The organism is Stenotrophomonas sp. 05N37 (assembly GCF_056397365.1).
The window spans coordinates 1082318-1106995 of sequence record NZ_JBFTNG010000001.1 but is presented as its reverse complement, the minus strand read 5'-3'; the positions used below and the strand labels follow the sequence as shown (position 1 = coordinate 1106995).

Below are 24678 nucleotides of genomic sequence, written 5' to 3'. Positions count from 1 at the left end.
CTCGGCACTACCAGTGCAACGTCAACCCCAGCCCACCGGCCGTCACCCATAAAGGTCGCGAAACGCCCACGCACCATCACCCCCCAACCCCGACAATCGCAACCCATCCCAGGTAGAGCCGAGCCACGCTCGGCTGCTCTCCCCAACCGCCCAGCCATGTCCCCAAGGCCGGGGTGCACGGGATCGCGAAACGCCCACGCACCATCACCCCCACCCCGACAATCGCGACCCCTCCCAGGTAGAGCCGAGCCACGCTCGGCTGCTCGCCCAACCGCCCATCCATGTGTCCGAGGGCAGGGTGCACGGGTTCACGAAACGCCCACCCACCATCACCCCCAACCCCGACAATCGCGACCCATCCCAGGTAGAGCCGAGCCACGCTCGGCTGCTCTCCCCAACCGCCCAGCCACGTGTCCGAGGGCAGGGTGCACGGGATCGCGAAACGCCCACGCAGCATCACCCTCAACCCCGACAATCGCGACCCATCCCAGGTAGAGCCGAGCCACGCTCGGCTGCTCTCCCGCCACGCCCCACGCACGGGCCTCACGGCCACACCACTAAGGTGCCCGCGCCGCCTCGTCGCGCGTTTCTTCCTGCGCGGCGATCTCGCGCTCGATCCACTCGTCCATCATCCGTCGCGCCCGCTGGGCGCGGCGGCGCTGCAGGGCGTACTCGGTATCGAGTACCCGGTACAGCGACCACATCACCAGCAGCATCAGCAGCGCAAACGGCAGCGCCGCGATCGTGATCATGCCCTGCAGCGCGGTCAGGCCGCCGGCCAGCAGCAACACCCCGGCGATCAGCGCGATCGCCACGCCCCACACCATGCGCCGTGCCAGCGGCGGATCGCCGGCTTCCTCGGTGGACATCGTCGCCAGCACCAGCACCGCCGAATCGGCCGAGGTCACGAAGAAGATCATCAGCAGCACCAGCGCGATCACCGACAGCACCGTCGGCATCGGCAGGCTGTCGAACATGGTGAACAGCACCGTCTCGTAGCCGTTGCCCAGCGCCTGGGCCAGGTCCACGTGCCCGAAGATCTGCGACCACAGCGCGGTCCCGCCAAACACCGAGAACCACAGGAAGCCCAGCACGCTCGGCGCGATCACCACGCCCAGCACGAACTCGCGGATGCTGCGCCCGCGCGAGACCCGCGCAATGAACGAGCCCACGAACGGCGCCCATGCGATCCACCACGCCCAGTAGAAGATCGTCCAGTCGGCCACCCACGTACTGCCGGAGAACGGCGACATGCGCAGGCTCATCGTCACCAGCGAATTGAGGTACGAGCCGATGGTGGTGGTGAACGTATCGAAGATGAAGCCGGTGGGCCCCAGCACCAGCACCAGGGCCAGCAGCAGCGCAGCCAGGCCGAGGTTGAAATTGGACAGCCACTTGATGCCACGGTTGACCCCGCTGGTGGTGGAAGCCATGTACAGCACGAAGGCGACCGCGATGATGGTCAGCTGCACCGGGATCGAATCGCGGATGCCGAACACCCGCTGCAGCCCCGCGGCGATCTGGATCGTGCCGAAGCCCAGCGTGGTGGCCACGCCGATGGCCGTTGCCACCACGGCCGCCACGTTGACCACCGTGCCGATCCAGCCACGGTGGTGGGCGCCGATCAGCGGCTGCAGCAGGTCGCTGATCAAGCCGCGGCCGTTGCGGTTGAACTGGAACCAGGCCATCGCCAGCCCGATCAGCGCATAGATCGCCCACGGATGCAGGCCCCAGTGGAAGAACGCGTAGCGCATCGAGGCACGGGCGGCCTCCATGCTCTGCGGCGCCAATCCTTCCGGCGGCTTGATGAAGTGCGAGATCGGTTCGGCGGCCCCCCAGAACACCAGGCCGATGCCCATGCCCGCGGCAAACAGCATCGACATCCAGCTCGCGTTGGAGAAGTCCGGCTCGGCATCCTCGCCGCCGATGCGCAGCGAACCCAGGCGGCCGAAGGCCAGGTACATCAGGAACGACAGGGTGATGAACACCACCAGCAGGTACAGCCAGCCGGTGCTGCGGATGATGTGGCCCAGGCCACTCTGCACCACGTCGTTGAAGGGGCCGGGCGCGAGGCCGGCGATCAGCACCAGGATGACGATCAGTGCGATGGAAATGCGAAACACCATGCGGGGAGTTTCTCCGTACGAATGAGGCGAGCCAATGCCTGCCGTCTCCAGCGCGACAACACCCGCTGGGGCGATTCAAGCCGGTCGATGCCGGGCGATGCGGAACTCCGCTGCGGACGGGAGAGGCCCTGCCGCGCCGCAGCATTCTAGGCCATGCACTGTCAGCGCATTGTTCACGTTCAAACCGGCGCCGCCGAGGCGCTCGTCGGGGATGCGCCAATCGCGTCGGCGTTGTGGTCTAATTCGCCCCGAAGCGGGGGTACCGCGGCCCAACGGCCACGGTTGAGATAGTCCCTTCGAACCTGATCCGGTTGACACCGGCGTAGGGATGCTTCGCAACAGGTGACGCATTGCGCCATCGGGCCCCCGTCCGACGGCGGCCCGTGATGCGTCCGCCGTGCGCCGCCGCTTCGTCCCTTCCGCCACGTCCCGTGCGGAAACCGATCCAGGACGAAGCCAGATGAACGCACCGCACCCCACCTTGCAGCAGCAAGCCCAGCAACTCTCCACGTCGGTCACCCGGCCGATCCCGGGGTCGCGCAAGATCCACGTGCCCGGATCGCGCAGCGACGTGCAGGTCCCCATGCGCGAGATCGTGCTGACCCGCACCCCGACGCTGTTCGGCGGCGAAGAGAACGCACCGGTCACCGTGTACGACACCTCCGGCCCGTACACCGACCCGCAGGCCGCCATCGACCTTGCCGCCGGGCTGCCGGCGTTGCGCGCAGGCTGGGTGGCCGAGCGCGGCGATACCGAGCCGCTGGCCCGCTTGAGCTCCGCGTTCGGGCGTTCGCGCGCGCTCGACGCGCGCCTGGATGCGGTGCGCTTCCCGTCGCGCACCCAGCCGCGTCGCGCGCTGGCCGGCGCCAACGTCACCCAGATGCACTACGCGCGCCGCGGCATCATCACCCCGGAGATGGAGTTCGTCGCCATCCGCGAGAACCAGCGGCTGGAGGCGGTCCGCGAGGCGGCGCTGCTGCGGCAGCATCCGGGCGAGGCGTTCGGCGCCTCGATCCCGGCGCTGATCACCCCGGCGTTCGTCCGCGACGAGATCGCCCGTGGTCGTGCCGTGCTGCCCAACAACATCAACCACCCCGAAAGCGAGCCGATGATCATCGGCCGCAACTTCCTCACCAAGATCAACGCCAACATCGGCAACAGCGCGGTGTCCTCGGGCATCGCCGAGGAGGTGGAAAAGCTGGTGTGGGCGATCCGCTGGGGCGGTGACACCGTGATGGACCTGTCCACCGGCAAGCACATCCATGAAACGCGCGAGTGGATCATCCGCAACTCGCCGGTCGCCATCGGCACGGTGCCGATCTACCAGGCGCTGGAGAAGGTGGATGGGCGTGCCGAAGACCTGAGCTGGCCGATCTTCCGCGACACCCTGATCGAGCAGGCCGAGCAGGGCGTGGACTACTTCACCATCCACGCCGGGGTGCTGCTGCGCTACGTCCCGCTCACCGCCCGACGGGTGACGGGCATCGTCTCGCGCGGGGGCTCGATCATGGCCAAGTGGTGCCTGGCCCACCACAAGGAGAATTTCCTCTACACGCACTTCGAGGATATCTGCGAGATCATGAAGGCCTACGACGTGACCTTCTCGCTGGGCGATGGCCTGCGCCCGGGCTGCATCGCCGACGCCAACGACGCAGCGCAGTTCGGCGAGCTGGAAACCCTCGGTGAATTGACCAAGGTGGCGTGGAGGCACGACGTGCAGACCATGATCGAGGGCCCCGGCCACGTGCCGATGCAGCTGATCAAGGAAAACATGGACAAGCAGCTGCGCGAGTGCGGTGAAGCGCCGTTCTACACGCTCGGCCCGCTCACCACCGACATCGCGCCTGGCTACGACCACATCACCAGCGCGATCGGCGCGGCGATGATCGGCTGGTACGGCACCGCGATGCTCTGCTATGTCACCCCGAAGGAACACCTGGGACTGCCCAACCGCCAGGACGTGCGCGACGGCATCATGGCCTACCGCATCGCCGCGCATGCCGCCGACCTGGCCAAGGGCCATCCGGGCGCGCAGGTGCGCGACAACGCGCTGAGCAAGGCGCGCTTCGAGTTCCGCTGGGAGGACCAGTTCCACCTCGGCCTGGATCCGGAGAAGGCCAAGGAGTTCCACGACGAGACCCTGCCCAAGGACGCGCACAAGCTGGCGCACTTCTGTTCGATGTGCGGCCCGCACTTCTGTTCGATGAAGATCTCCCAGGACGTGCGCGACTATGCCGCCGAGCATGGCCTGGGCGAACAGGACGCGCTGCAGGACGGAATGGCCGGCAAATCGGCGGAGTTCCGCGCGTTGGGCGCGGACGTGTACCGACAGGCGTGATGGCCCGTGCCGGGGCGGCGCGCTCGCCGTCCCGGCACGCTCATGCGACCACCGCGGGCAACGCGCTAAGCTCGGCGGCAACCGGGGCAGGGAAGGGATCTGGCATGGCCATCGCACGCACCACCAAATGGCTGGCCATCGCCCGCCGGCACCCGTCGGCCTGGCTGCTCGGTGTCCAGTTGCTGGGCGTGCTGCTGTACCCGGCGATGGACGAGGCCGGGGCCAGCCGCGCGGTGTTCGGCGCGTTCGGCATTGCCGTGCTCGGCCTGGCGTTGTGGGTGGTGCGGCGCAGCCCGCTGGGCATGTGGCTGGCGTTGCTGCTCGCGATTCCCTCGGTGGTGTTCTCCATCAGCGGCGCTCTGTTGGGCCGGCCCGCACTCACCACCACCGCGCAACTGCTGGAGTGCCTGCTGTACTTCTATACCGCCGGCAGCCTCACCGCCTACATGCTGCAGGACCACAAGGTCACCCGCGACGAGCTGTTTGCGGCCGGGGCGACATTCACCCTGCTCGCCTGGGCATTCGCGTTCGCCTTCTCGGTTTGCCAACAGTGGTACCCGGGCAGTTTCCTGGCCACCAGCGAAACCGAATTGCGGACCTGGATGGAGCTGCTTTATCTCAGCTTCAGCTTGCTGTCCGGGGTCGGTTTGAGCGATGTCGTGCCGGTGCATCCACAGGCCCGGGCACTGGTCATGCTGGAGCAGTTTGCAGGCGTGATGTACGTGGCTTTGGTGGTTTCCAGGCTGGTCGGATTGACCATGCTTCGGCGTGGACGAAACTGAATCGCAGATAAAAAAGTCGCGCCCGAAGGCGCGAATACTGAAGCGATTTATGTGAATTCGTCGGCGAGAGAGAGCCTGATGTTGTCCACGCGCACAGGCGCAGTTAACCGGCATAGGCTAGTATTCGCGCGCTTCAGTTTTTTTGCGGTTTGCGCTGATGGCATGTGCGGAATCTGGCGGTTCGTTCGATCGGTGTTCGGTTGCGATGGATGCTGCGTTCCTGTTGTTCTGCATTCACTCGTAGCACCGGAATGATCAGCCCCACTAGCGAGTCTCCCCCAGTCGATGTGATCAGGATCGGCGATTGCACCGTGACGTTGTCCTCCCGTGAGGTCAGCGTGCCGGGCGCGCGCCGTCCACGTCGGCTGACGCCCAAGGCATTGGGCGTGCTGAAGGCGTTGATGCGCTCGCCGGGGGCGGTGGTCACCCGCGATGAACTGTTCGCCGAGGTGTGGCCCGATACGCTGCCGACCAACGATGTGCTCACCCAGGCCGTCACCCAGTTGCGCAAGGCGTTCAGCAGTGACGATGTCACCGGCACGCCGTACATCGAGACCATCGCCAAGACCGGTTATCGCCTGCTCGTGCCCGTCACCGTGCAGGATGCCGTCGCGGCGCCCGCGCCGGACGCACTCGAAAGTTCCGCCGACGCGGTGCTTTCGAGTGCGCCGGGCGCGGACGATGGCGTCGCCTCGTCGCCGCGCAGTCGCTGGCGACGGATGCGGCGCTACGTGCTGCTCGCGCTGGGCATCGCCATGCTGATCGCGCTGTTGGTGATGACCGCGCTGCTCCTGCAACGGCCTGCGCCGGCCTCCGCCGGCAGCGGCGTGCTCGAGGATGGCAGCCGCGTGGTCGGCAGCCCGCAGCGGCCGTATCGACTGATCACCGCCACCGCCGGCTTCGAGACCTATCCCACGCTTTCCCCGGATGGCTCGCAGGTGGCCTACGAGGCCGACAGCAGCGCACGCCAGGGCAGCACGATCAAGGTGCAGACCTCCGGCAACGCCCCCGCGCGGCTGCTTGCCGATACGCCGGACGGCTACTCGGACCGCTTTCCGAACTGGTCGCCGAACGGGCGCGAGATCGCCTTTGCGCGCTTCGGTCCCGATGCCGGCTGCGAGGTGCTGATCGCCAGTGCCACCGGCGGCGCGGTGCGCCACGTCACCCGCTGCGACGGCACCGAACTGCTCAGCTTCGACTGGACCCCGGATGGCCGTGGGCTGGTGTTCGGCTCGCTGGCCGGCCGCTTCGCTCACCGTGGCATCCGCGTGCTGGATATCGCCAGCGGGCGCTGGACGCCACTGGACTACCAGGTCGCCGAGGACAGCTTCGACTACGCCCCGCGCTACTCGCCGGACGGACGCTGGATCGTGTTCGTGCGCAACCCGCAGATCGGCGACCTCTGGCGCCTGCCTGCCGCCGGCGGGGTGCCCGAGCAGCTCACCGACGATTCGGCCGAGATCCGTGGCTGGGCGTGGCGCAGCGACAGCCGCCACATCGTGTTCGGCCGGCGCGTGGACAGCGAATCGCGGTTGTACGAGCTGGACGTGGAGACCCGCACGCTGCGCGATGTCGGCATCGACGATGCGCAGTCGCCGGCAGTGGCGCGCAACAGCGAAATGCTCGCCTTCGTCCACCGCAAGGCCCAGTTCGGCCTGTTCCGCGTGCCGCTCACCGACGGCCGGCCGGGCCAGCCCGAGCGCCTGTTCGCCTCCAACGGCCGCGATGGCCAGCCCATGCTCGCGCCCGACGGCCGGCAACTGGTGTTCACCTCCGACCGCTCCGGCAACTACGGCCTGTGGTGGGCCGACCTGGGCCGCCCGGAATCGCTGCGCCCGGTCGAGGGATTGCGCCCGGAGACCCGGCAGGCCGCCGACTGGTCGCCGGACAGCACCCATCTGCTGGTGTCCGGCCGCGATGCGCAGGCCAATCCGATCATCTATGAAGTGTCCCCGCGCGACGAACAGGTGGTGGCGCTGCCGGTGCCGGTCGCGCAACCGCTGCAGGCGCTGTATGCCGCCGATGCCCAGCACCTGCTGGTGGTCGATCGCGACGAGCACGAGCGCATGCGGCTGTCCCTGTTCGACCGCCGCAGTACGCCGTGGAAACTGCTGGGCAGCATCGACGGGGTCTCGCAGGCGCGCTTCGATCCCTCCACCCGGCGCGTGCTGTTCACCCGGCTGTCGGCGGGCGGGCTGTGGTCGGCCGATGCGCAGCTCACTGCCGACAGCATCCAGCAGGTCAGCGATGACCGGCCATCGCGCTGGCGCTACCGCACCTGGACCGTGGCCCCCCATGGCAGCGTCGATTACCTGTCCAACCGCGCCGATTGCGCCACGCTGTTCTCGCGCATCACGGCCGGCGCGCCGGGTGTCGAGTACTGCCTGGACGGCGAGCGCCTGAGCGCCGGCAACGGCTTCAGTGCGCAGCGCGATGGCAGCGCCCTGTACGTGGCCCTGGCGGTCGCCGATGGCGCCGATATCGGCGTGATGACGCTGCCCGATGCGCCTGCCCCGGTGTTTTCCGCCATCTCCAACGCCTTGTTGCCAAAGGGAAAATAGTCTTCGTGATTCCTTCGTGTCGGCCTCGTGTCGAATTCGGATGAATCTCGTTGAACCTTCCTGACCGCGCCGGCCTGATTTGGCAAAACGTTTGCCCAGTAACGGCAAACACGGTGCAGTCATGCGTCAGCTCTCCCTGGCCGATCGCGGCCAATCGCTTTCCCTGGACAAGATCGTCGACGACGGCGCGCTGCCCACCTGTCTGGGCGTGGCCCGGCTCGGCAGCCTGCAGACCGCCGGCACCACCTTCACCGTGTGGATGCAGCTGCGTGGCAGCGCCTGGGTGGAATCCAAGGAAGGCCGCTTCCGCCTGCGCCAGCGCGAGTGGATCGCCTTCGAGAAGGAATCCCGGCCGATGATCCAGGCCGGTCGCGACGGGCTGTGCATCGGGCTGAGCCTGACCCCGGATGCGCTGCGCGCGCTGGGCCAGCTGGACGACTGCAGCCTGTACGCCGGCCGCGGCAGCATGAGCCGCAGCGAAGTCCGCGTGGCCCTGCGCCTGTGGCGCGACGCGCTGGCCAGCGGCCAGCCGGCCCAGTCCCTGCGCCCGGTGCTGCTGCACCTGGCCTCGCTGCAGCGCGTGCTGGCCACCGGCGTGCAGCGTTGCCCGGGCCGCTCGCGCGTGCGCAAGCGCCAGGTGTTCGGCCGCATGCAGCGTGCGCGCCTGTTCCTGGAGGGCAACAGTCACCGCGTGGTGCGCATCGGCGAACTGGCCGAGCTGACCAACTTCTCCAGTTGGTACCTGTCCAAGACCTTCCAGAGCCTGTACGAGGAAAGCCCGCAGTCGCTGTCGGCGCGCCTGCGCCTGGAGCGTGCGGCCGACCTGCTGCGTGATACCGACATGATGATCGGCGAAGTGGCGGCCGCGAGTGGATTTGACAACTGCTGCAGCTTCGCACGGGCGTTTCGCGCGCGTTACGGGCAGTCTGCGTCAGGCTTCCGCGAGAGCGTGGGAATGCTGTCGCCAAAGTCGGCAAAGTCTCCGGTGGCATCCCGCAAATAATTAACCGTAACGCAGTCGTAACTTTCCGAGGCGTTTTAACACGCTACTAACGTACCTCGGAGAGATAAATGAATTTTCGTACTCCCGCAGTGCGGCTGGGCCTTCTGCCCGCCGGCATTGCGCTGGCGCTGGCGCCGAGCTTTGCCTCGGCGCAGGAAGCTGCCTCCGGCACCACTGACCTCGACCGCATCTCGGTCACCGGCTCGCGCATCCGCGGCGCCAACATGGAGACGCAGCAGCCGATCCTGACGATGACCCGCGAAGCCCTGGAAAAGCAGGGTTTCTCGAACGTCGCTGACGTGCTGAACAACCTGACCTCGGCCGGCTCCCCGGCCATCTCGCGTTCGGATTCGCTGTCCTCCGGCGAAAACGTGGGCGGCTACTACGTCGACATCCGCAACCTGGGCGCGCAGCGCACCCTGGTGCTGATGAACGGCAAGCGCCTGGGCGCCACCACCGCCGGCTACCAGGATCTGAGCCAGATCCCGATGGCCGCCGTGGAGCGTATTGAAATCCTGAAGGACGGCGCGTCCTCGATCTACGGTTCCGACGCCATTGCCGGCGTGGTCAACGTGATCACCCGCAAGAAGTTCGATGGCGGCGAAGCCAGCGTCCGCGTTGGCCAGTACGGCAACGGCGACGGTGACGAGCAGCAGTACTCGATGCTGCTGGGCGCTTCCGGTGAGCGTGGCAGCCTGACCCTGGCCGCCGAATACTCCAAGCAGGATCCGGTGTGGGCCAAGGACCGCTGGTACAGCCGCGATGGCGGCCGTGGCCCGAACTCGGTGGCTGCCGATGGCAGCCCGATCACCCAGCGCGGTAGCTGGTGCAACCCGCTGGAAGTGGACTGCGCCGACTCCGAAGCCGCCGTGTGGAAGACGCTGAATGCCGGTGGCAACCCGAACAACCCGAATGACTACCATGTCCTGACGGAAGACGAGTACGCGAACTCCAACGAGCAGATGAGCCTGCTGACCGGTGTCGAGCGCAAGTCGCTGTACATCAACGGCACCTACGACTTCACCGACAGCATCAGCCTGAACACCGATGTGCTCTACAACGAGCGCAACACGTTCCAGCAGATCGCCGGCTACCCGTACCAGTCCGACGCATCCAACATCCAGACCCCGATGTCGGCCGCCAGCGCTTTCAACCCGACCAGCGTCAACGGTCTCGGCGGCAAGGACATCGAGTTCCGCCGCCGTCTGTGGGAAGTGCCGCGCACCACCGAAAGCCAGCTGAAGACCCTGCGCTTCGCGCCGACCGTCAGCGGCTTCTTCGAAGTGGCCGACAAGACCTTCGATTGGGACGTGGGTGCACTGTGGAACCGCAACGAGTCGATCAAGACCCAGCGCGGCGACATGAGCCTGATCGCGTCGCAGCAGGCCCTGGGCCCGTCCTTCATCAACGCCTCCGGCGTGGCACAGTGCGGCAGCGCCGCCAGCCCGATCCCGCTGGGTGACTGCCGTCCGTGGAACCCGCTGTTGCCGTACGGCGTTGCAGGCCAGGGTTCGCTGGCCGACCCGGAACTGCAGGAATTCCTGTTCCCGACCTTCACCACCCGTGGTGTCACCAAGACCACCAGCTTCACCGCCAACCTGTCCGGTTCCATCGTGACCCTGCCGGCGGGCGACCTCGGCTTTGCCGTGGGCGTGGAGCACCGCAAGGAAGAAGGCACCTATGTGCCGGACGCCTTCGCGCAGTCGGGCAAGTCCACCGGTCTGGGCCAGAAGTCCACCCAGGGTGAGTACGATCTGAACGAGGTCTATCTCGAACTGAACGTGCCGATCCTGGCCGACATGGCCTTCGCCAAGGAACTGACCCTGAATGTTGCCAGCCGTTACTCGGACTACAGCAACTTCGGTGGCACCACCAACAGCAAGTTCGGCCTGACCTGGCGTCCGATGGACGAGCTGCTGGTCCGCGGCACCTACGCCGAGGGCTTCCGCGCCCCGACCATTGCCGATCTGTACGGTGGCCTGAGCTCGAGCTTCGAGCGCTACACCGATCCGTGCGCCGTCGGCGTGTCGGGTAGCGTGGCCGGCAATGCCGCCTGCCTTGCCGGTGGTGCACCGGCCAACTACGTGCAGCTGGGCCAGGGCAACGTGCCCTGCAAGACCACGCCGTGCCAGTCGGGTGACCAGTTCATCTCTGGCGCCAACCCGAACCTGTCGCCGGAAACCTCCAAGAGCAAGACCGTGGGTCTGGTCTGGAGCCCGCGTTGGGTGCAGGGCCTGGACATCTCGCTGGATTGGTACCGCTACGAAATCAGCAACATGATCATCGACGACAGCGTCGATCGCATCCTGCGTGATTGCTACGTGCTGGGCAACTCCAGCCGTTGCGGCAGCGTTACCCGTGCGGCTGATGGCCACATCAGCGCCATCACCTACGGCACCGCCAACCTCGGCAAGATGGAAACCGAAGGTTACGACCTGGGCATCAAGTACCGCCTGCCGGAGCTGGCCATCGGTCAGTTCAGCATCGATTGGCAGACCAGCTACCTGGCCAAGTACGACGAAGCCAACCAGAATGCCGCCGGTGACGACATCATGATCGGCAAGGTCGGTCAGGATGCGCTGTTCCGCGTGCGTTCCAACCTGGGCGTCAACTGGGCGATGGGTAACTTCGGTGTCAACTACACCGCGCGTTACTACTCGGGCCTGAACGAGCCGTGCATCGAGATCGGCTGCACCGATCCGGACCGTTACGCCTACGGCGAAACCGCTCCGCTGCGCAAGACCGGCGCCAACACCTTCCACGACCTGCAGGTCAGCTGGAAGGCGCCGTGGGATGCCACCATCGCCGTGGGCGCGAACAACGTGTTCGACCACCGCGGTCCGCTGATGTACTCGCAGCAGAACTCGAGCTTCGCCTACTACGGCGGTTTCGATATCGGTCGCTTCCTGTACATGAAGTACACCCAGCGCTTCTGATCCATCGACGCTGTGTAGCACTACACGGAGGGCGGACCGCAAGGTCCGCCCTCTCTGCGTTCAGGGGGTCAGGAAATTCTGAGTTTGCTCTTACGGTGATCGCAATCACGTTCTGCGCGGATCGTCAGTTGATACGGTCAATCGGTCCAATGACGGACGATTGAGAGATCGATATGAAAATGACGTTCGCTCAGAAACTCGCCGCCGTGTTCCTCGGCACCATCGCCATCGCCGGCAGCGCCTCGGCCGGCCTCATCGTGTGCCAGGGTGGCCGCTACTGCGAACAGCTCCGCCAGGAGTGCATCGCCTCGGGCCAGCATCTGCCGGCGTATTGCGAGGCGCTGTGGCGCGACTGCGTGCTGGACGCCTGTCCGCAGCGCTGAAACGACGATGGCGCGCCATCACGGCGCGCCATCCTGTGCCATCCCTGCCTGTCGCCAGGCTCAGGCCTCCGCAGCCACCAGCCCCATCAGCCCATTGGCATGGTCGCGCCACTGCGGCAGCTTCTGCAGCACGCCGGCCCGCTGCAGGTAATCCTCGTCCACCGGATCGCCGTTGATCAGCGCCAGCGCCACGTGCACTGCGCCCGTCACCCAGAAGCTGCGGGTGTTGGACTTCTGCGGCTGCAGGTGGAAGGCGACCGCCTCGATGATCGGCATCGGCAGGCCCCACAGGCCCAGCAGGTAGGCACCTGCCTCGGCATGCCCGGGGCGATCATCGCCGGGCTCGGCCGGCAGGCGCTCGTTGCGCACGCCCGGCAGCAGCAGGCCGATGTCGGCCAGCAGCGCCGCGGTGGCGCCCAGCTCGGCGCTGGAGTCCGGCAGCAGCTTGGCCGCCAGTCGCGAGGCCAGCAGCGCGCGCTGCTGCAGCGAGTTGCGCTCGGCACCGGACAGCGGTGGCGCGGAGAACACTTCGCTGGCCAGCACCAGGTCGCGCAGCGTGGACAGGCCCAGCCGGGTGACCGCGGTGCGCAGGTCGGAAATGGTCCGGCCACTGTTGAAGAACGCCGAATTGGACAGCTGCAGCACCTTGGCCGCAATGGCCGGGTCGGCCGCCACCAGCTTGGACACGTCGGCGGTGTTGGTGTCGTCGTCGTGTTCCAGTGCCTGGGTCAGGCTCAGGTACAGGTGCGGCGGCGAGGGCAGCTTTTCGATACGGCCGATCGCGCTGCGCAGGCGCGCGCTGTCCAGCAGCTCGCGCAGCTCTTCCAGGCTGGTGAGCGCTTCGAGCAGCACTTCCGGTGCCAGCGGCATCGGCAGGAAGCGGTGGGCCACGCCAATCAGGCGCGCCGGCGGCGGCCGGTTGCCCTGGGCCGCTTCCACCAGCGCGATGCGGATCGTCTCCGGACGCAGCGTCCGGATCTGGCCCAGCAGCGTGGTGGCGTTGAGATCGGGCAGGGTAGGGCAGGCGATCACCGCGTCGATCGGACCGGCGGCGACGATGTTCATGGCCGCCTGGCCATCGGATGCGGTCAACGGTTGCCACTCTTCCCCAAGATCGGCAATGAAATCCATCAGCTCAGCCGAGAGGCTGGCTTGGTCCCCAACAAGCAGAATACGCACGACACAGTCCCCTGGCTGACCACGGTGAAACGCACCGTGGACGGTGTGAAGACGCAATGTACCCAATCCGGCACAAATAGTGATGTGCCGCATTCAAAAAACGTGATGTTCATCGCTCCAGCGCACCTGCGCCGGAGCGATGCCGTTCAGTCTCAGGCGATGTTGCCCAGGTAGCGCTGGTGCGCGTCAACCAGGATCTGCTTGGCCTCGGCCGCGCCACCCCACCCGTCCAGCTTGACCCACTTGCCCTTTTCCAGGTCCTTGTAGTGCTCGAAGAAGTGGCCGATGCGCTCCAGCCAGTGGCTGGACACCTGCTCGATGTCTTCCACGTGGGCGTAGCCACTGAACACCTTGGAGATCGGCACGGCCAGGATCTTCTCGTCGCTGCCGGCCTCATCGCTCATCTTGAGCACGCCGACCGGACGGCAACGCACCACCGAGCCCGGCACCAGCGGCAGCGGCAGCACCACCAGCACGTCGGCCGGATCGCCGTCGCCGCACAGGGTGCTCGGCACGTAGCCATAGTTGCAGGGGTAACGCATCGGGGTGGACAGGATGCGGTCGACGAAGATCGCGCCGGTTTCCTTGTCCACTTCGTACTTCACCGGCTCGGAATCCTTCGGGATTTCGATGATGACGTTGATTTCTTCCGGCGGGTTCTTGCCGGGCGAGACGAGTTCCAGACCCATGGGTTTACTCCGAGAGGGGGTAGGGGCGCAAAGTCTGACATTTTAGGCCCTTTGCCTGTCCTCGTGCAGCGATCCGGTGGCGTCGTTGTCGCCCCGGCCCCCGCAGGGGTTCGCCCGGACCCGCCATGGCAGCGCCTTCTGACCCCGCGGCAGGGTCTGTACCGATGGGCCGCGTCGACACCGGCATAGACGATGGATGCTCTGCCCCTGGAGCCACCCGATGCGCACCCGCCTGTTTCTCCTGCCGGCCCTGGTGCTGGCCACGTGCGCGCCGCCGGGCGTGGCCCGTGCCGGCGATTACGTCGATCTGGTCGACTTCCCCGCGCAGGAAGCCAACTGGGACCGCTTCTATGCGTTGGAGGGGCGCCTCATGCAGGCTTTCGACGCGGTCTGTGCGGACACGTTCTGCGAGGGCGCCTACAGCGACTACCGCGTGCTGCAGTTCCGCTGCTCGGTGCACGCCGGGCGCGGCCACGTGCAGGCCTGCGTCTGGGTGCTGGCCGCCAGCAACCTGGCGGTGGACCCCGTCAGCGGTCGGGTCGACCTGGACAACGGCCGCTGGACCTGCCGGGTGCCGCTGGCGCCGGGCACCTCGGTGGAGGCGTTCCATGCGGCCCTGCAGGGGCCGGAGGTGCTGCGCCGTCGCCTGCCGGGCACGGACCGCAGCCTGTACGACGGCCTGATGGACTGCCTGTGAGCCGCCCCCTTGCCCGCCGTGCGGGCGCCCCTGGAGTGATCCGCATGACCCAGCCCTTCCGATATGCCCGCCCCGCTGCCCTCCAGCGGATCGCCCTGATCGCGGCAGTGCTGCTGCCCGTCGCGCCGGCACTGGCGGCAGACCGCTATGTGGACGCCCGCGAGTTTCCGGACCAGGTCGCCGGCTGGGAGCGCTTCCGCCGGGTGGAGGCGGCGCTGGTACGCGGTTTCGACGGCGTCTGTGGCGACACCTTCTGCGAGGGCGAGTACGCCAACCTGCAGCCGCAGCGCTTCCGCTGTTCGGTGCAGGCCAGCAGCGGCACCGTGCACGAATGCATCTGGACCTTCGCCGGCAGTACCGCGCGGGTGGACGCCCAGACCGGCGAGGTGGAGGTGGATGCCCGGTCCTGGGCGTGCCGGGTACCGCTCGCCGACCACACCCCGCTGGCCCTGCTGCTGGCGACGCTGGAAGGCCCGCAACCCATCGATGCCGTGCTGCCGGGCACCCGCCTCACCGTGTATGACGGCCTGACCGCGTGCCTGTGAGCGTCCGGGGCGAGCCGTGCGATCGTGGCGGCGCGCGGCGCGCGGCGCGTCAGGTGGCGATGGATGACCTCATCGCCGCCGTCGTACCTGCCGGTGGCGATGCCAGGCCGTCCGGGCCGCGACCGCGAACGATAATCCCTGCAGTATAAACGTGACGCATTCTCATTTGAGGCGTAGGATGGCGCGCCTTCCTCCCCCGGGTCCCCGCGCTCGCCCTGCGCCTGCCTGCATGTCCAGCAACGCCTCCACCCTGACGGACCTGTTGATCCGCGAACGCCCGGCGCTGCTGCGCCTGGTGCAGCGGATCCTGGGCAACGATGGCGGTGCCGAGGACGTGATCCAGGCGATCTGGTTCAAGGCCCGCGGCGTGGACGGCGGCCAGGCGATCGACAACCCGCGCGCCTACCTGTACCGGTTGGCGACCAACCTGGCCACCGACCATGGGCGCGAACGCACCCGCCGGGCGCGCCTGTTGGCCGACCATTACCTGTGGGGCCCGGACGAAGTGCTGTCCACCGAGGAGCAGGCCATGGCCCAGGATGAACTGCAGCGTGTCCTGGCGGCGGCCGCGCACCTGCCCGAGCCCACCCGCACGATCTTCCGGCTCAACCGCCTGCAGGGCCTGACCCAGGCCGAGGTGGCCAGGCGCCTGAAGGTGTCGGTGACCACGGTGGAGAACCACGTGCGCAACGCGCTGCAGCGGCTGGCCTGGGCGCGCAACGGACGCTGAGGAGGCTGCGTGGCGGCGATCACGTTGGGGAACCGCCCGCGTCGCTCGTCTTGATCATACCGGTGCGTTTTCTGCGTACCTTCTTCCTTCCCTGCGTTGCACCGCGACCTTCCGCCAGCCATGAGCCCGCCTCCCATCGACCCGGCCACGCCGCCGTCCGTTTCGTCCGAGCCCGTTGCCGTCCAGGCGCGGGCCTGGCTTGCGTGGCTGGCATCCGGCGCGGTGGAGGAGGCCGGCATGCAGGCGTTCGAACACTGGCTGGCGCTGCCAGGGCATCGACGCGCATTCGAATACGAGCGCCAACTCTGGCGCAGCGTGGGCCCGCGTCCCGCGCGGGCGGTAGTCGGCGCGCCGCGGCGCCCGCGGCAACGCGTGGCGCGCTGGTCGTTGGCCGCCGCGGCCGTGCTGGCCCTGGCCTGGGTAGCGCCGGAGACATGGCTGCGCCTGCAGTCCGACCACCGCACCCTCAACACCATCGCGCAGGTCACCCTGCCCGATGGCAGCCGTGCGGTGCTGGATGCGGACTCGGCCATCGCCGTGCACTTCGACGGCACCCGGCGGCGGATCGATCTGCTGCACGGCCGCGCCTGGTTCGAGGTGGCACCGGGCCAACCGCAGCGCTTCGAGGTGGCGGCCGCGGGGGGCGTGGTCGAAGACATCTCCACCGCCTTCGTGGTGTCCCGCGAGGCGGGCGGCGTGCAGGCCGAGGTCGAGCAGGGCAGGGTGCGCGTGGCCGCCCGCGAAGGTGGGCGTTGGACCTGGCTGCAGGCCGGCCAGCGCGCCGCGTTCGTGCCGGGCGGACCGGTGCAGCGCCTGGACGACATCGCCACCGATCGGATCGCCGCGTGGCGCCAGGGCGAACTGCTGCTGGATGCGGCAGGCGTGGCCGATGCGGTGCAGCGCATCGGCCGCTATCGGCGCGGGCCCACCTTCGTGCGCGGCGACCTCTCGCAGTTGCCGAGGGTCAACGCCGCCTTCCGCACCGATCGCCCGGAACAGGCGCTGGACGCGCTGGCCGGCAGCGCCGGGCTGCGCGTCACCCGGTTGCCGATGGGCGTGGCGATCGTGCAGGTTGCGGCCACGCCGTAGCCGCGCCACGCGCCAACCCGTTACTGCCGCGTGAATTGGTCTTGGGGGTGTGGCCACCCCGTTCGTCTCACCTCCCGAACGTACCCGCCGCCGCCACGTACGTCGCAGCGCCCGCACGCCTCGTGCGGGGACGCCGCTCCGGCGGTCTCGCCTTTTCGACAGGTTCCATCATGCGCCTCAACTCCCACCCGGGCCGTACCCTGCGCCCGTCCCGTCTGTGCATCGCCTTGTTGGCCGCGGGCCTGGCCGTTGTGCCGGCACTGCCGGTGCTGGCCCAGTCCGCTGTTGCCGGGACTGCCACCCCGCATCGCTTCGACATCCCCGCGCAACCGCTGGCCGAGGCGTTGCGGGTGTACATGCGCCAGTCCGGCGTGCAGGTGGCGTGGCCAGCCGCGCTTACCGACGGCCTGCGCTCCAGTGCGGTCAGTGGCGAGCTCGATGCGCAGGTGGCGCTGCAGCAGATGCTGCGTGGCAGTGGCCTGGCGATGCGCGCGGTGGGCACCGATGCGGTGACCCTGGAGCGCGCCCCGACGGCCAGCCGCGAGGACGGGGTGATCGTCACCGCGGCGCTGCGCGTGGCCGGCGAGCAGGCGGCGGATGGCGACAGCAATGAAGCGCGGGCACTGGATGCGTACCGTACCTCCGGCTCCAGCGTGTTCGTGCCGCGCGCCACCATCGAACGCTTCCGCGGCACCTCCACCGCCGACATCGTCAAGGGCGTGGTCGGCGTGACCGCCGGAGATCCGCGCACCGCCAATGCGCTCGACCTCAACATCCGCGGCATCCAGGGCCAGAGCCGCATTCCGGTGATCATCGACGGTGGCCAGTCCACGATGGATACCTACCGCGGCTATGCCGGCCAATCGCAGCGCACCTACCTGGACCCGGATCTGGTGTCGACGCTGACCGTCACCAAGGGCCCCAGCCTGGGCGTCAACGCCTCCGGCGGCATTGGGGGCGTGGTCGAGATGGAAACGCTCAAGATCGGTGACGTGCTGCGCGAGGGCCAGGATCTGGGCCTGCGCGTGCGCACCGGCGTCTCCAACGGCAGCGCGCGCGACGTGCCGGCCTACGATGCGGCACCCCGCACCGACCGCAACAGCCTGGGCGGGCGATTCGCCAACATCGCCGGTGGCAAGCACTGGGACCGGTTCGACCTGATGGCCGCCTACGCCTGGCGCGACACCGGCAACTACTACGCGGGTAAGCACGGCTATGACGACTTCCCGCAGACCCGCCGCACCCTGGCACCGTTGAACCCGCCCAACACCGAAGTGTTCAACACCTCCTCCAAATCCAACTCGGTGCTGGTCAAGGGCACCTGGCGGATCGATGACAGCCAGACCCTGGAAGCCGGCTACCGCCACTACAGTGGCCACCAGGGCGAGATCATGGCCTCGCAGATCATCCGCGTGGACCGCGACCGCGTGCCGCAGTGGTCGCCGGGCAGCGTGGACCTGGATGCCTACAACCTGCGCTACCGGTTCGACCCGGGCAACGACCTCGTCGACCTCAAGGCCAACCTCTCGTACACCCAGGCCGACAGCCTGATGTACAACGGCCTGACCGGCATCACCCCGTGGTACTTCGATCGGCGCACCGAGTGGTATGACGGCCCGACGTTCAACACCGACCCGGGCTACAAGGACGCCTACCGCAACGACATGACCCAGGAGCGGCTGGGGCTGGACGTGTCCAACACCACCCATCTGCTCACCGATGGCGGCGGCCTGTTCACCTTCGACTACGGCCTGTCCTTCAGCAACGAGGACGTCGGCCCGGGCAAGGGCGCGCCGATCAAGCAGGACGACCTGATCAACAACCGCTTCCTGCGCAACGCCGAGCGCAAGGAATACAGCGCCGTGGCGTCCATGAAGTGGCAGCCCGACGAACACTGGGAAGTACTGCTGGGCGGGCGCTTCAACCGGGTCGGCATCCACGACCGCAACCGCCTGGCCACGGTGGAGGAGGAGTCGGTGATCGGCCAGTACCGCTACACCCAGCTGCTCAACGGCGACCCGAAGCGGCCGGCGTACCTGGCCAAGCGCATCGCCATGCTCAACTGGTATCCCGATGCCAACGGCCAGTTCACCGAGGCCTCGCTGCTGGCGTCGCCGTACAAGAAGGGCACCGTGGCCGACATCACCGGCTGGAATTTCCATGACCTGACCAAGGCGCAGGACCTGATCGTGCCGACCCGCTGGACCTGGTCGCAGCCGATCCGCCGCACCGACCACGCCTTCATGCCCACCGCCAGCGTCACCTACCGCTTCGACGAAGACAGCATGGTGTACATCAAGTACGCCGAGGGCGTGAAGCTGCCCAGCCTGTTCGAAAGCACGCTCGGCCTGTTCACCGCGGCCAAGCCGGTCGGCGGCGAGCTCAAGCCCGAGCGTGCCGGCACCTGGGAAGCGGGCGCGAGCACGGTCAGGCAGGGCATGTTCACCGAAGGCGATACCGCCGCCTTCAAGCTGGCCTACTTCAACACCCGCATCGATGACCTGATCACCCGCGACTACCGCACGCTGTCGGCCGGCTACATCCGCAACATCGAGCGCTTCAAGGTATCCGGCCTGGAGTTCCAGTCCAGCTACGACGCCGGCAAGGTATTCGCCGACCTGTCGGCGCATTACTACATCGAGGCCAAGACCTGCGCCCCGGACATCGCCGCCGAGCGACGCGCCTACGGCGTACAGCGCAGGATCGCCGAGCTCGCCGCTACCCCGGACTGCGTGGATGGCGGCTTCGAAGGGTCGTACAGCAATACGCAGAACCCGCCGCGCTACACGGTCAACCTGACCCTGGGCTCGCGCCTGTTCGACCAGCGCCTGAGCGTCGGCACGCGGGTCATCCACAACGGCGGCCCGATCAGCAAGCTGGACAAGGAGTGGAACGTGGGCCTGTCGGCGATCCAGCAGCTGTACCGCCCGGCGACGGTGGTGGACCTGTTCGCCAGCTGGCAGGCCAGCGAGCAGTTCGCGGTCGACCTCAACGTGGACAACCTGACCGACCGCTACTACCTGGACCCGCTGGCGCTGGGCGTGATGCCGGCACCGGGCCGGATCGTGCGGCTGGCGCTGACCTACCGCTACTGATGCCCGGACACGACAGGGGCCGGCATTGCCGGCCCCTGCGTGCATCCGGCCGGCACCTGCGGCGTCGGCCGGCATCAGATGGCCGTGATCGCTCAGCCGGCGTTGGCCTGCGCGGTTGCATCCGCGTGCAAGGCTTCGCTGAGCTCATCGACCACGATCGCCCACTCCGCATCCGAGCGCAGTTGCTCGGTCAGGAACTGGCGCTGCCCGTCATTCCAGTACGGCGCTTCGATGAGGCGGATCTCGTTGGACAGCTGGTGGTCGCGGATGAAGGCGGCGATCGCCTCGTCGCTGGCGTCCAGCCCGAGCTGCAGGAACAGATTGGTCATGCGGGGTTCGGTGGTGATCATCGTGTCATTCCAGTGGCAGGGCGTGGCCCGTATTATCGGGGCAAGGCCGTGACGGTGGCATGTGAGGGACGCAGCGCTCCCCACGCGACAATGGGCTTGGGGTTGCAGCCGTGACAGACGTCTTCAACAGAGAACCGCGCCCCACTTCCCCATCCAAGCATCGCCATGATCGTCATCGATACTCCCCAAGCCACCCGCAGCCAACGCCTCAAGGCCGCCACCCGTGAGAGCCACGGCGCGCTGGACAAGCGCATCATGGCTGGCGACATCTTCGCCAGCCGCGGCCAGTTCGCCCGTTTCCTGCGCGTGCAGTACCGCTTCCACCGCGACATCGACGCGCTGTATGCCAACGCCGCGCTGGATGCGCTGCTGCCGGACCTGGAGGCGCGCCGCCGCCTGCCGTTGATCGCGCGCGACCTGGCCGACCTCGAACAGATCCTGCCCGCACCGGTGCCGTTGCGGCTGGACCCCGACCTCGCCCTGCCGGCGGCACTGGGCTGGCTGTACGTGGCCGAAGGCTCCAACCTCGGCGGCACCATCCTCTACAAAATGGCCGCCAGGCTGGGCCTGGACGCCGGTTTTGGCGCCCGCCACCTGGCCGCGCACCCGGACGGTGCCGCGCGCCACTGGCGCGAGTTCACCGCGGCGCTGGATGGCGTGGTCCTGGATGACGCACAGGAGCAGCAGGTCATCCAGGCTGCCGATACCGCGTTCCGCAGCGTGCACGGCCATGTCGAACTCGAGTTCGACCAGCGCTGATGCGCGGGCTCTGGTTCTGCCTGGGCTGGGTGATGGTGGCGCTGGGGGTGATCGGTGCGCTGCTGCCGGTGATGCCGACCACCATCTTCCTGATCCTGGCCGTGGGCTGTTTCGCGCGCAGTTCCCCGCGCTTCGAACGCACGCTCCTGGCGCACCCGCGCTATGGCCCGGCCCTGCGCCTGTGGCGCGAGCAGGGCGCCGTCAGCCGCAAGGGCAAGGCATTCGCGGCCGGCGGCATGGCCGTCGGCTTTGCGATGTTCTGCTGGGGCGCGCATCCCTCGTGGATCCTGCTGCTGGGGGTGGGCCTGTTCTTCCTCGCCAGCGCGGCTTACGTGGTGTCGCGCCCGTCGCCGCGGCTGGGCGCCGGCAACCGCTGAGCATCCGTGCCTTCCGGTGACACGCCGCGGCGGCGGTGCCCCCCGCGGCTGAGGCACGGCACGGGGCGGCCGATGCAATATGCATCGCACTGCGCATGCAGTAGCTTCGCGACATCGTCTTCAACGGAGTGAGAGGGGAGCATGATCCCGCAGGAGCAAGCGGTTGCAGATGCGTTCGACCGCAATTTCCATAGCCTTTTTTTGCTGGGAGGGCAGCACCGTGATGCGGTCGACGACTGCCTCTCTTCTGGTCCGCAAACCCGGGACCTGTTTCATGGTCCGGTTGGAATCGGTCGCGGCGGCGTACGACGGGATGCAGGGAATGTTCCCTTCGTCCAGCCTGCGCATGCAGGGTACGCAATGCAGTGCCACGATCGGGAGAACAGCGGATGACCCACGTCAATATCGTCCGCATGGCATGGAGCGCCGTGGTGAGCGCGTTGGTGGTGGCGTTGCTGTCGCTTGCGCCGTTCGTCGGGGCGATCACGCTCACCGGTGCGCTGGTACCGCTCTTCGCTTATACGGCATGGCGCGGTGCCTGGCTGCCCAGCGGCATGGGGCTGCTCCTCTGCGCGGCGGCCTTCATCGGCAGTCCGTTGCCGCGCGACGACGTTCCGGACCTGCTGCTGGCCATGGCCGCGATGTGGGGAGTGGCGGGCAGCATCCTGCTGCTATGGCGGATGCTGCGCCCCCGACGCTCGTAGGCCACGCGCCTGCCGCGATCAAAACCAACGAACACGCCCCGGCGTAGCACCGGGGCGTGTTTGCAGCACTTGCCCTACAACAGCGGCACCAGCAGCAGCGCCACGATGTTGATGATCTTGATCAGGGGGTTGATCGCCGGGCCGGCGGTGTCCTTGTAGGGATCGCCGACGGTATCGCCGGTCACCGCGGCCTTGTGCGCGTCGCTGCCCTTGCCACCGAAGTGGCCATCCTCGATGTACTTCTTGGCATTGTCCCAGGCACCGCCGCCGGTGGTCATCGAGATCGCCACGAACAGGCCGGTCACGATGGTGCCGATCAACAGGCCGCCCAGCGCACGTGGTCCCAGCAGCAGGCCGACCACCACCGGCACGGCCACCGGCAGCAGCGAGGGCACGATCATCTCGCGGATCGCCGAGCGGGTCAGCATGTCCACCGCGCGGTCGTACTGCGGCTTGCCGGTGCCTTCCATGATCCCGGGGATCTCGCGGAACTGGCGGCGCACTTCCTCCACCACCGCACCGGCCGCGCGGCCCACCGCCTCCATCGCCATCGCGCCGAACAGGTAGGGGATCAGGCCGCCGATCAGCAGGCCGATGATCACCGTGTGGTCGGACAGGTCGAAGGCGAACACCTCCCCGGGGTTGGCCGCCTGCAGGTTGTGGGTGTAATCGGCGAACAACACCAGCGCGGCCAGCGCCGCCGAGCCGATCGCATAGCCCTTGGTGACCGCCTTGGTGGTGTTGCCGACCGCATCCAGCGGGTCGGTGATGTCGCGGATCTCCGAGGGCAGCTCGGCCATTTCGGCGATGCCGCCGGCGTTGTCGGTGATCGGGCCGTAAGCGTCGAGCGCCACGATCATGCCGGCCATCGACAGCATCGCGGTGGCGGCGATGGCGATGCCGTACAGGCCACCGAAATGGTGCGCCAGCCAGATCGCCGCGCACACCGCGATCACCGGCAGGGCGGTCGACTTCATCGATACGCCGAGGCCGGCGATGATGTTGGTCCCGTGCCCGGTGGTGGAGGCCTGCGCCACGTGCTGCACCGGCTTGTACTGGGTACCGGTGTAGTACTCGGTGATCCACACGATCAGTCCGGTCAGCACCAGCCCGATCAACGCGCAGACATAGAGGTTCAGCGCGCCGTGCGCGTTGTCCGGCATCAGCTGCGTGGTGATCGGGTAGAACGCGATCGCCGCCAGCACGCCGGACACGATCACACCCTTGTACAGCGCGCCCATGATCGAGCCGCCCGGCTTCACCTTGACGAACAGCGCGCCCACGATCGAGGCGATGATCGAGACCCCGCCCAGCACCAGCGGATACAGGATCGCGTTGCGGCCTGCCTCGGCGATCATCAGGCTGCCCAGCAGCATGGTGGCGATCACGGTGACCGCGTAGGTCTCGAACAGGTCGGCGGCCATGCCGGCGCAGTCGCCGACGTTGTCGCCCACGTTGTCGGCAATCACCGCCGGGTTGCGCGGATCGTCCTCGGGAATGCCGGCCTCGACCTTGCCGACCAGGTCCGCGCCGACGTCGGCGCCCTTGGTGAAGATGCCTCCCCCGAGGCGGGCGAAGATCGAGATCAGCGAGGAGCCGAACGCCAGCCCGACCAGTGCATGCAGCGCGGTGGCGGTATCGAGCCCCATCCGCAACAGCAGCGCGTAGTAGCCGGCCACGCCCAGCAGGCCCAGCCCGACCACCAGCATCCCGGTGATGGCGCCTCCGCGGAAGGCCACGTCCATGGCCGCACTCAGGCCATGGCGCGCGGCCTCGGCGGTGCGCACGTTGGCGCGCACCGAGACGTTCATGCCGATGTAGCCGGCCGCGCCGGAAAGCACCGCACCGATCGCGAAACCGGCGGCGGTGTACCAGCTGAGGAACACCCCGACCAGCACGAACAGGATGACCCCGGCGATGCCGATGGTGAGGTATTGACGGTTGAGGTAGGCGCGCGCGCCTTCCTGGATGGCGGCGGCGATTTCCTGCATGCGGGCATTGCCAGCCGGTTGCCGGAGGATCCAGCGTGCCGACACGATGCCGTAGAGAATCGCGAGAATGGCGCAGAACAGCGCCAGAGAAAGCCCATAACGTTCCAGCATGTCCCCTCCCGGGTGATGGAATGGCATCCAGTGAACGGATGAACCTCTCCACGCGGGGGCACAACGGGCTGGAACCTTGGACCAACCCGTTCAGACCGTGCCCGGTCATCAAGCGTGTGGCGGTGTTCAGCAATCCCTGGTGGCCGCGAGTATGCGGGCATTCGCCCGCAGACCGGTAGTGCCGAGCCACGCCCGCCAGCACGCGCCCAGACGTGTAGTGCCGAGCCATGCTC

At 67.7% G+C, this 24678-nt stretch carries 19 protein-coding genes and 1 riboswitch; of the genes, 14 read left to right on the top strand and 5 right to left on the bottom strand.

Annotation, left to right across the window (positions count from 1 at the left end; genetic code table 11):
- Positions 1–557 precede the first annotated feature (557 nt).
- Complete coding sequence (locus AC1DGC_RS04830; RefSeq protein ID WP_259207568.1) at positions 558–2126, bottom strand: BCCT family transporter; 1569 nt, start codon at positions 2124–2126, stop codon at positions 558–560.
- Positions 2127–2371: 245 nt separating this feature from the next.
- A riboswitch (TPP riboswitch) is annotated at positions 2372–2473 on the top strand.
- A gap of 113 nt (positions 2474–2586) precedes the next feature.
- Between AC1DGC_RS04830 and thiC the strand changes: the two genes are divergently transcribed.
- The 6 genes from thiC to AC1DGC_RS04800 all read left to right on the top strand — a co-directional run bounded on the left by thiC (position 2587) and on the right by AC1DGC_RS04800 (position 12129).
- Entirely contained in the window at positions 2587–4464 is a 1878-nt protein-coding gene (gene thiC / locus AC1DGC_RS04825; protein ID WP_478047319.1) for a phosphomethylpyrimidine synthase ThiC, read from the top strand.
- A gap of 104 nt (positions 4465–4568) precedes the next feature.
- Positions 4569–5246 carry an ion channel gene (locus AC1DGC_RS04820; protein ID WP_259207565.1) on the top strand — a complete coding sequence of 226 codons (678 nt, stop codon included), beginning with the start codon at positions 4569–4571 and terminating at the stop codon, positions 5244–5246.
- A gap of 251 nt (positions 5247–5497) precedes the next feature.
- Positions 5498–7807 (top strand): winged helix-turn-helix domain-containing protein, encoded by a 2310-nt coding sequence (locus AC1DGC_RS04815; protein WP_478047318.1) that lies wholly within the window; start codon positions 5498–5500, stop codon positions 7805–7807.
- 121 nt (positions 7808–7928) lie between these two features.
- Complete coding sequence (locus AC1DGC_RS04810) at positions 7929–8810, top strand: helix-turn-helix transcriptional regulator (RefSeq protein WP_259207562.1); 882 nt, start codon at positions 7929–7931, stop codon at positions 8808–8810.
- 68 nt (positions 8811–8878) lie between these two features.
- Positions 8879–11746, top strand: a complete 2868-nt coding sequence (locus tag AC1DGC_RS04805; protein ID WP_478047317.1) for a TonB-dependent receptor — start codon at positions 8879–8881, stop codon at positions 11744–11746.
- Positions 11747–11925: 179 nt separating this feature from the next.
- The gene (locus AC1DGC_RS04800; RefSeq protein WP_394164588.1) at positions 11926–12129 is read left to right on the top strand and encodes a hypothetical protein; all 204 of its coding nucleotides are present in this window, start codon (positions 11926–11928) and stop codon (positions 12127–12129) included.
- A 60-nt stretch (positions 12130–12189) separates the two neighbouring features.
- Here AC1DGC_RS04800 and AC1DGC_RS04795 read toward each other — a convergent pair whose 3' ends face one another.
- Positions 12190–13308 carry an HDOD domain-containing protein gene (locus AC1DGC_RS04795; RefSeq protein ID WP_259207556.1) on the bottom strand — a complete coding sequence of 373 codons (1119 nt, stop codon included), beginning with the start codon at positions 13306–13308 and terminating at the stop codon, positions 12190–12192.
- 152 nt (positions 13309–13460) lie between these two features.
- Positions 13461–13997: an inorganic diphosphatase gene (ppa, locus tag AC1DGC_RS04790; RefSeq protein WP_259207554.1), complete on the bottom strand. Its 537-nt coding sequence runs from the start codon at positions 13995–13997 to the stop codon at positions 13461–13463.
- A gap of 220 nt (positions 13998–14217) precedes the next feature.
- Between ppa and AC1DGC_RS04785 the strand changes: the two genes are divergently transcribed.
- From AC1DGC_RS04785 to AC1DGC_RS04765, 5 genes are all read left to right on the top strand, one after another.
- Positions 14218–14694 carry a hypothetical protein gene (locus AC1DGC_RS04785; protein WP_478047316.1) on the top strand — a complete coding sequence of 159 codons (477 nt, stop codon included), beginning with the start codon at positions 14218–14220 and terminating at the stop codon, positions 14692–14694.
- 44 nt (positions 14695–14738) lie between these two features.
- Positions 14739–15239, top strand: a complete 501-nt coding sequence (locus AC1DGC_RS04780) for a hypothetical protein (RefSeq protein ID WP_478047315.1) — start codon at positions 14739–14741, stop codon at positions 15237–15239.
- A gap of 229 nt (positions 15240–15468) precedes the next feature.
- Complete coding sequence (locus tag AC1DGC_RS04775) at positions 15469–15969, top strand: RNA polymerase sigma factor (protein WP_449335936.1); 501 nt, start codon at positions 15469–15471, stop codon at positions 15967–15969.
- Between the two features lie 120 nt (positions 15970–16089).
- The gene (locus tag AC1DGC_RS04770; RefSeq protein ID WP_478047314.1) at positions 16090–17058 is read left to right on the top strand and encodes a FecR family protein; all 969 of its coding nucleotides are present in this window, start codon (positions 16090–16092) and stop codon (positions 17056–17058) included.
- A gap of 170 nt (positions 17059–17228) precedes the next feature.
- A complete protein-coding gene (locus AC1DGC_RS04765; protein ID WP_478047313.1) occupies positions 17229–20153 on the top strand; it encodes a TonB-dependent receptor in 2925 nt (974 codons plus the stop codon).
- Between the two features lie 92 nt (positions 20154–20245).
- Here AC1DGC_RS04765 and AC1DGC_RS04760 read toward each other — a convergent pair whose 3' ends face one another.
- Positions 20246–20503 (bottom strand): DUF2789 domain-containing protein, encoded by a 258-nt coding sequence (locus AC1DGC_RS04760; RefSeq protein ID WP_259207541.1) that lies wholly within the window; start codon positions 20501–20503, stop codon positions 20246–20248.
- Positions 20504–20668: 165 nt separating this feature from the next.
- Here AC1DGC_RS04760 and AC1DGC_RS04755 point away from each other — a divergent pair, with 165 nt between their 5' ends.
- The 3 genes from AC1DGC_RS04755 to AC1DGC_RS04745 all read left to right on the top strand — a co-directional run bounded on the left by AC1DGC_RS04755 (position 20669) and on the right by AC1DGC_RS04745 (position 22343).
- Complete coding sequence (locus AC1DGC_RS04755; protein ID WP_478047312.1) at positions 20669–21262, top strand: biliverdin-producing heme oxygenase; 594 nt, start codon at positions 20669–20671, stop codon at positions 21260–21262.
- Positions 21262–21639, top strand: a complete 378-nt coding sequence (locus tag AC1DGC_RS04750; protein ID WP_394164580.1) for a YbaN family protein — start codon at positions 21262–21264, stop codon at positions 21637–21639. Before AC1DGC_RS04755 ends, AC1DGC_RS04750 begins: the two co-directional genes overlap by 1 nt.
- Positions 21640–22028: 389 nt before the next feature.
- Positions 22029–22343 (top strand): hypothetical protein, encoded by a 315-nt coding sequence (locus AC1DGC_RS04745; RefSeq protein ID WP_449335932.1) that lies wholly within the window; start codon positions 22029–22031, stop codon positions 22341–22343.
- Between the two features lie 74 nt (positions 22344–22417).
- On the opposite strand, the gene AC1DGC_RS04740 is transcribed toward AC1DGC_RS04745, so the two are convergent.
- Positions 22418–24445: a sodium-translocating pyrophosphatase gene (locus AC1DGC_RS04740; RefSeq protein ID WP_259207531.1), complete on the bottom strand. Its 2028-nt coding sequence runs from the start codon at positions 24443–24445 to the stop codon at positions 22418–22420.
- Positions 24446–24678: the final 233 nt, after the last annotated feature.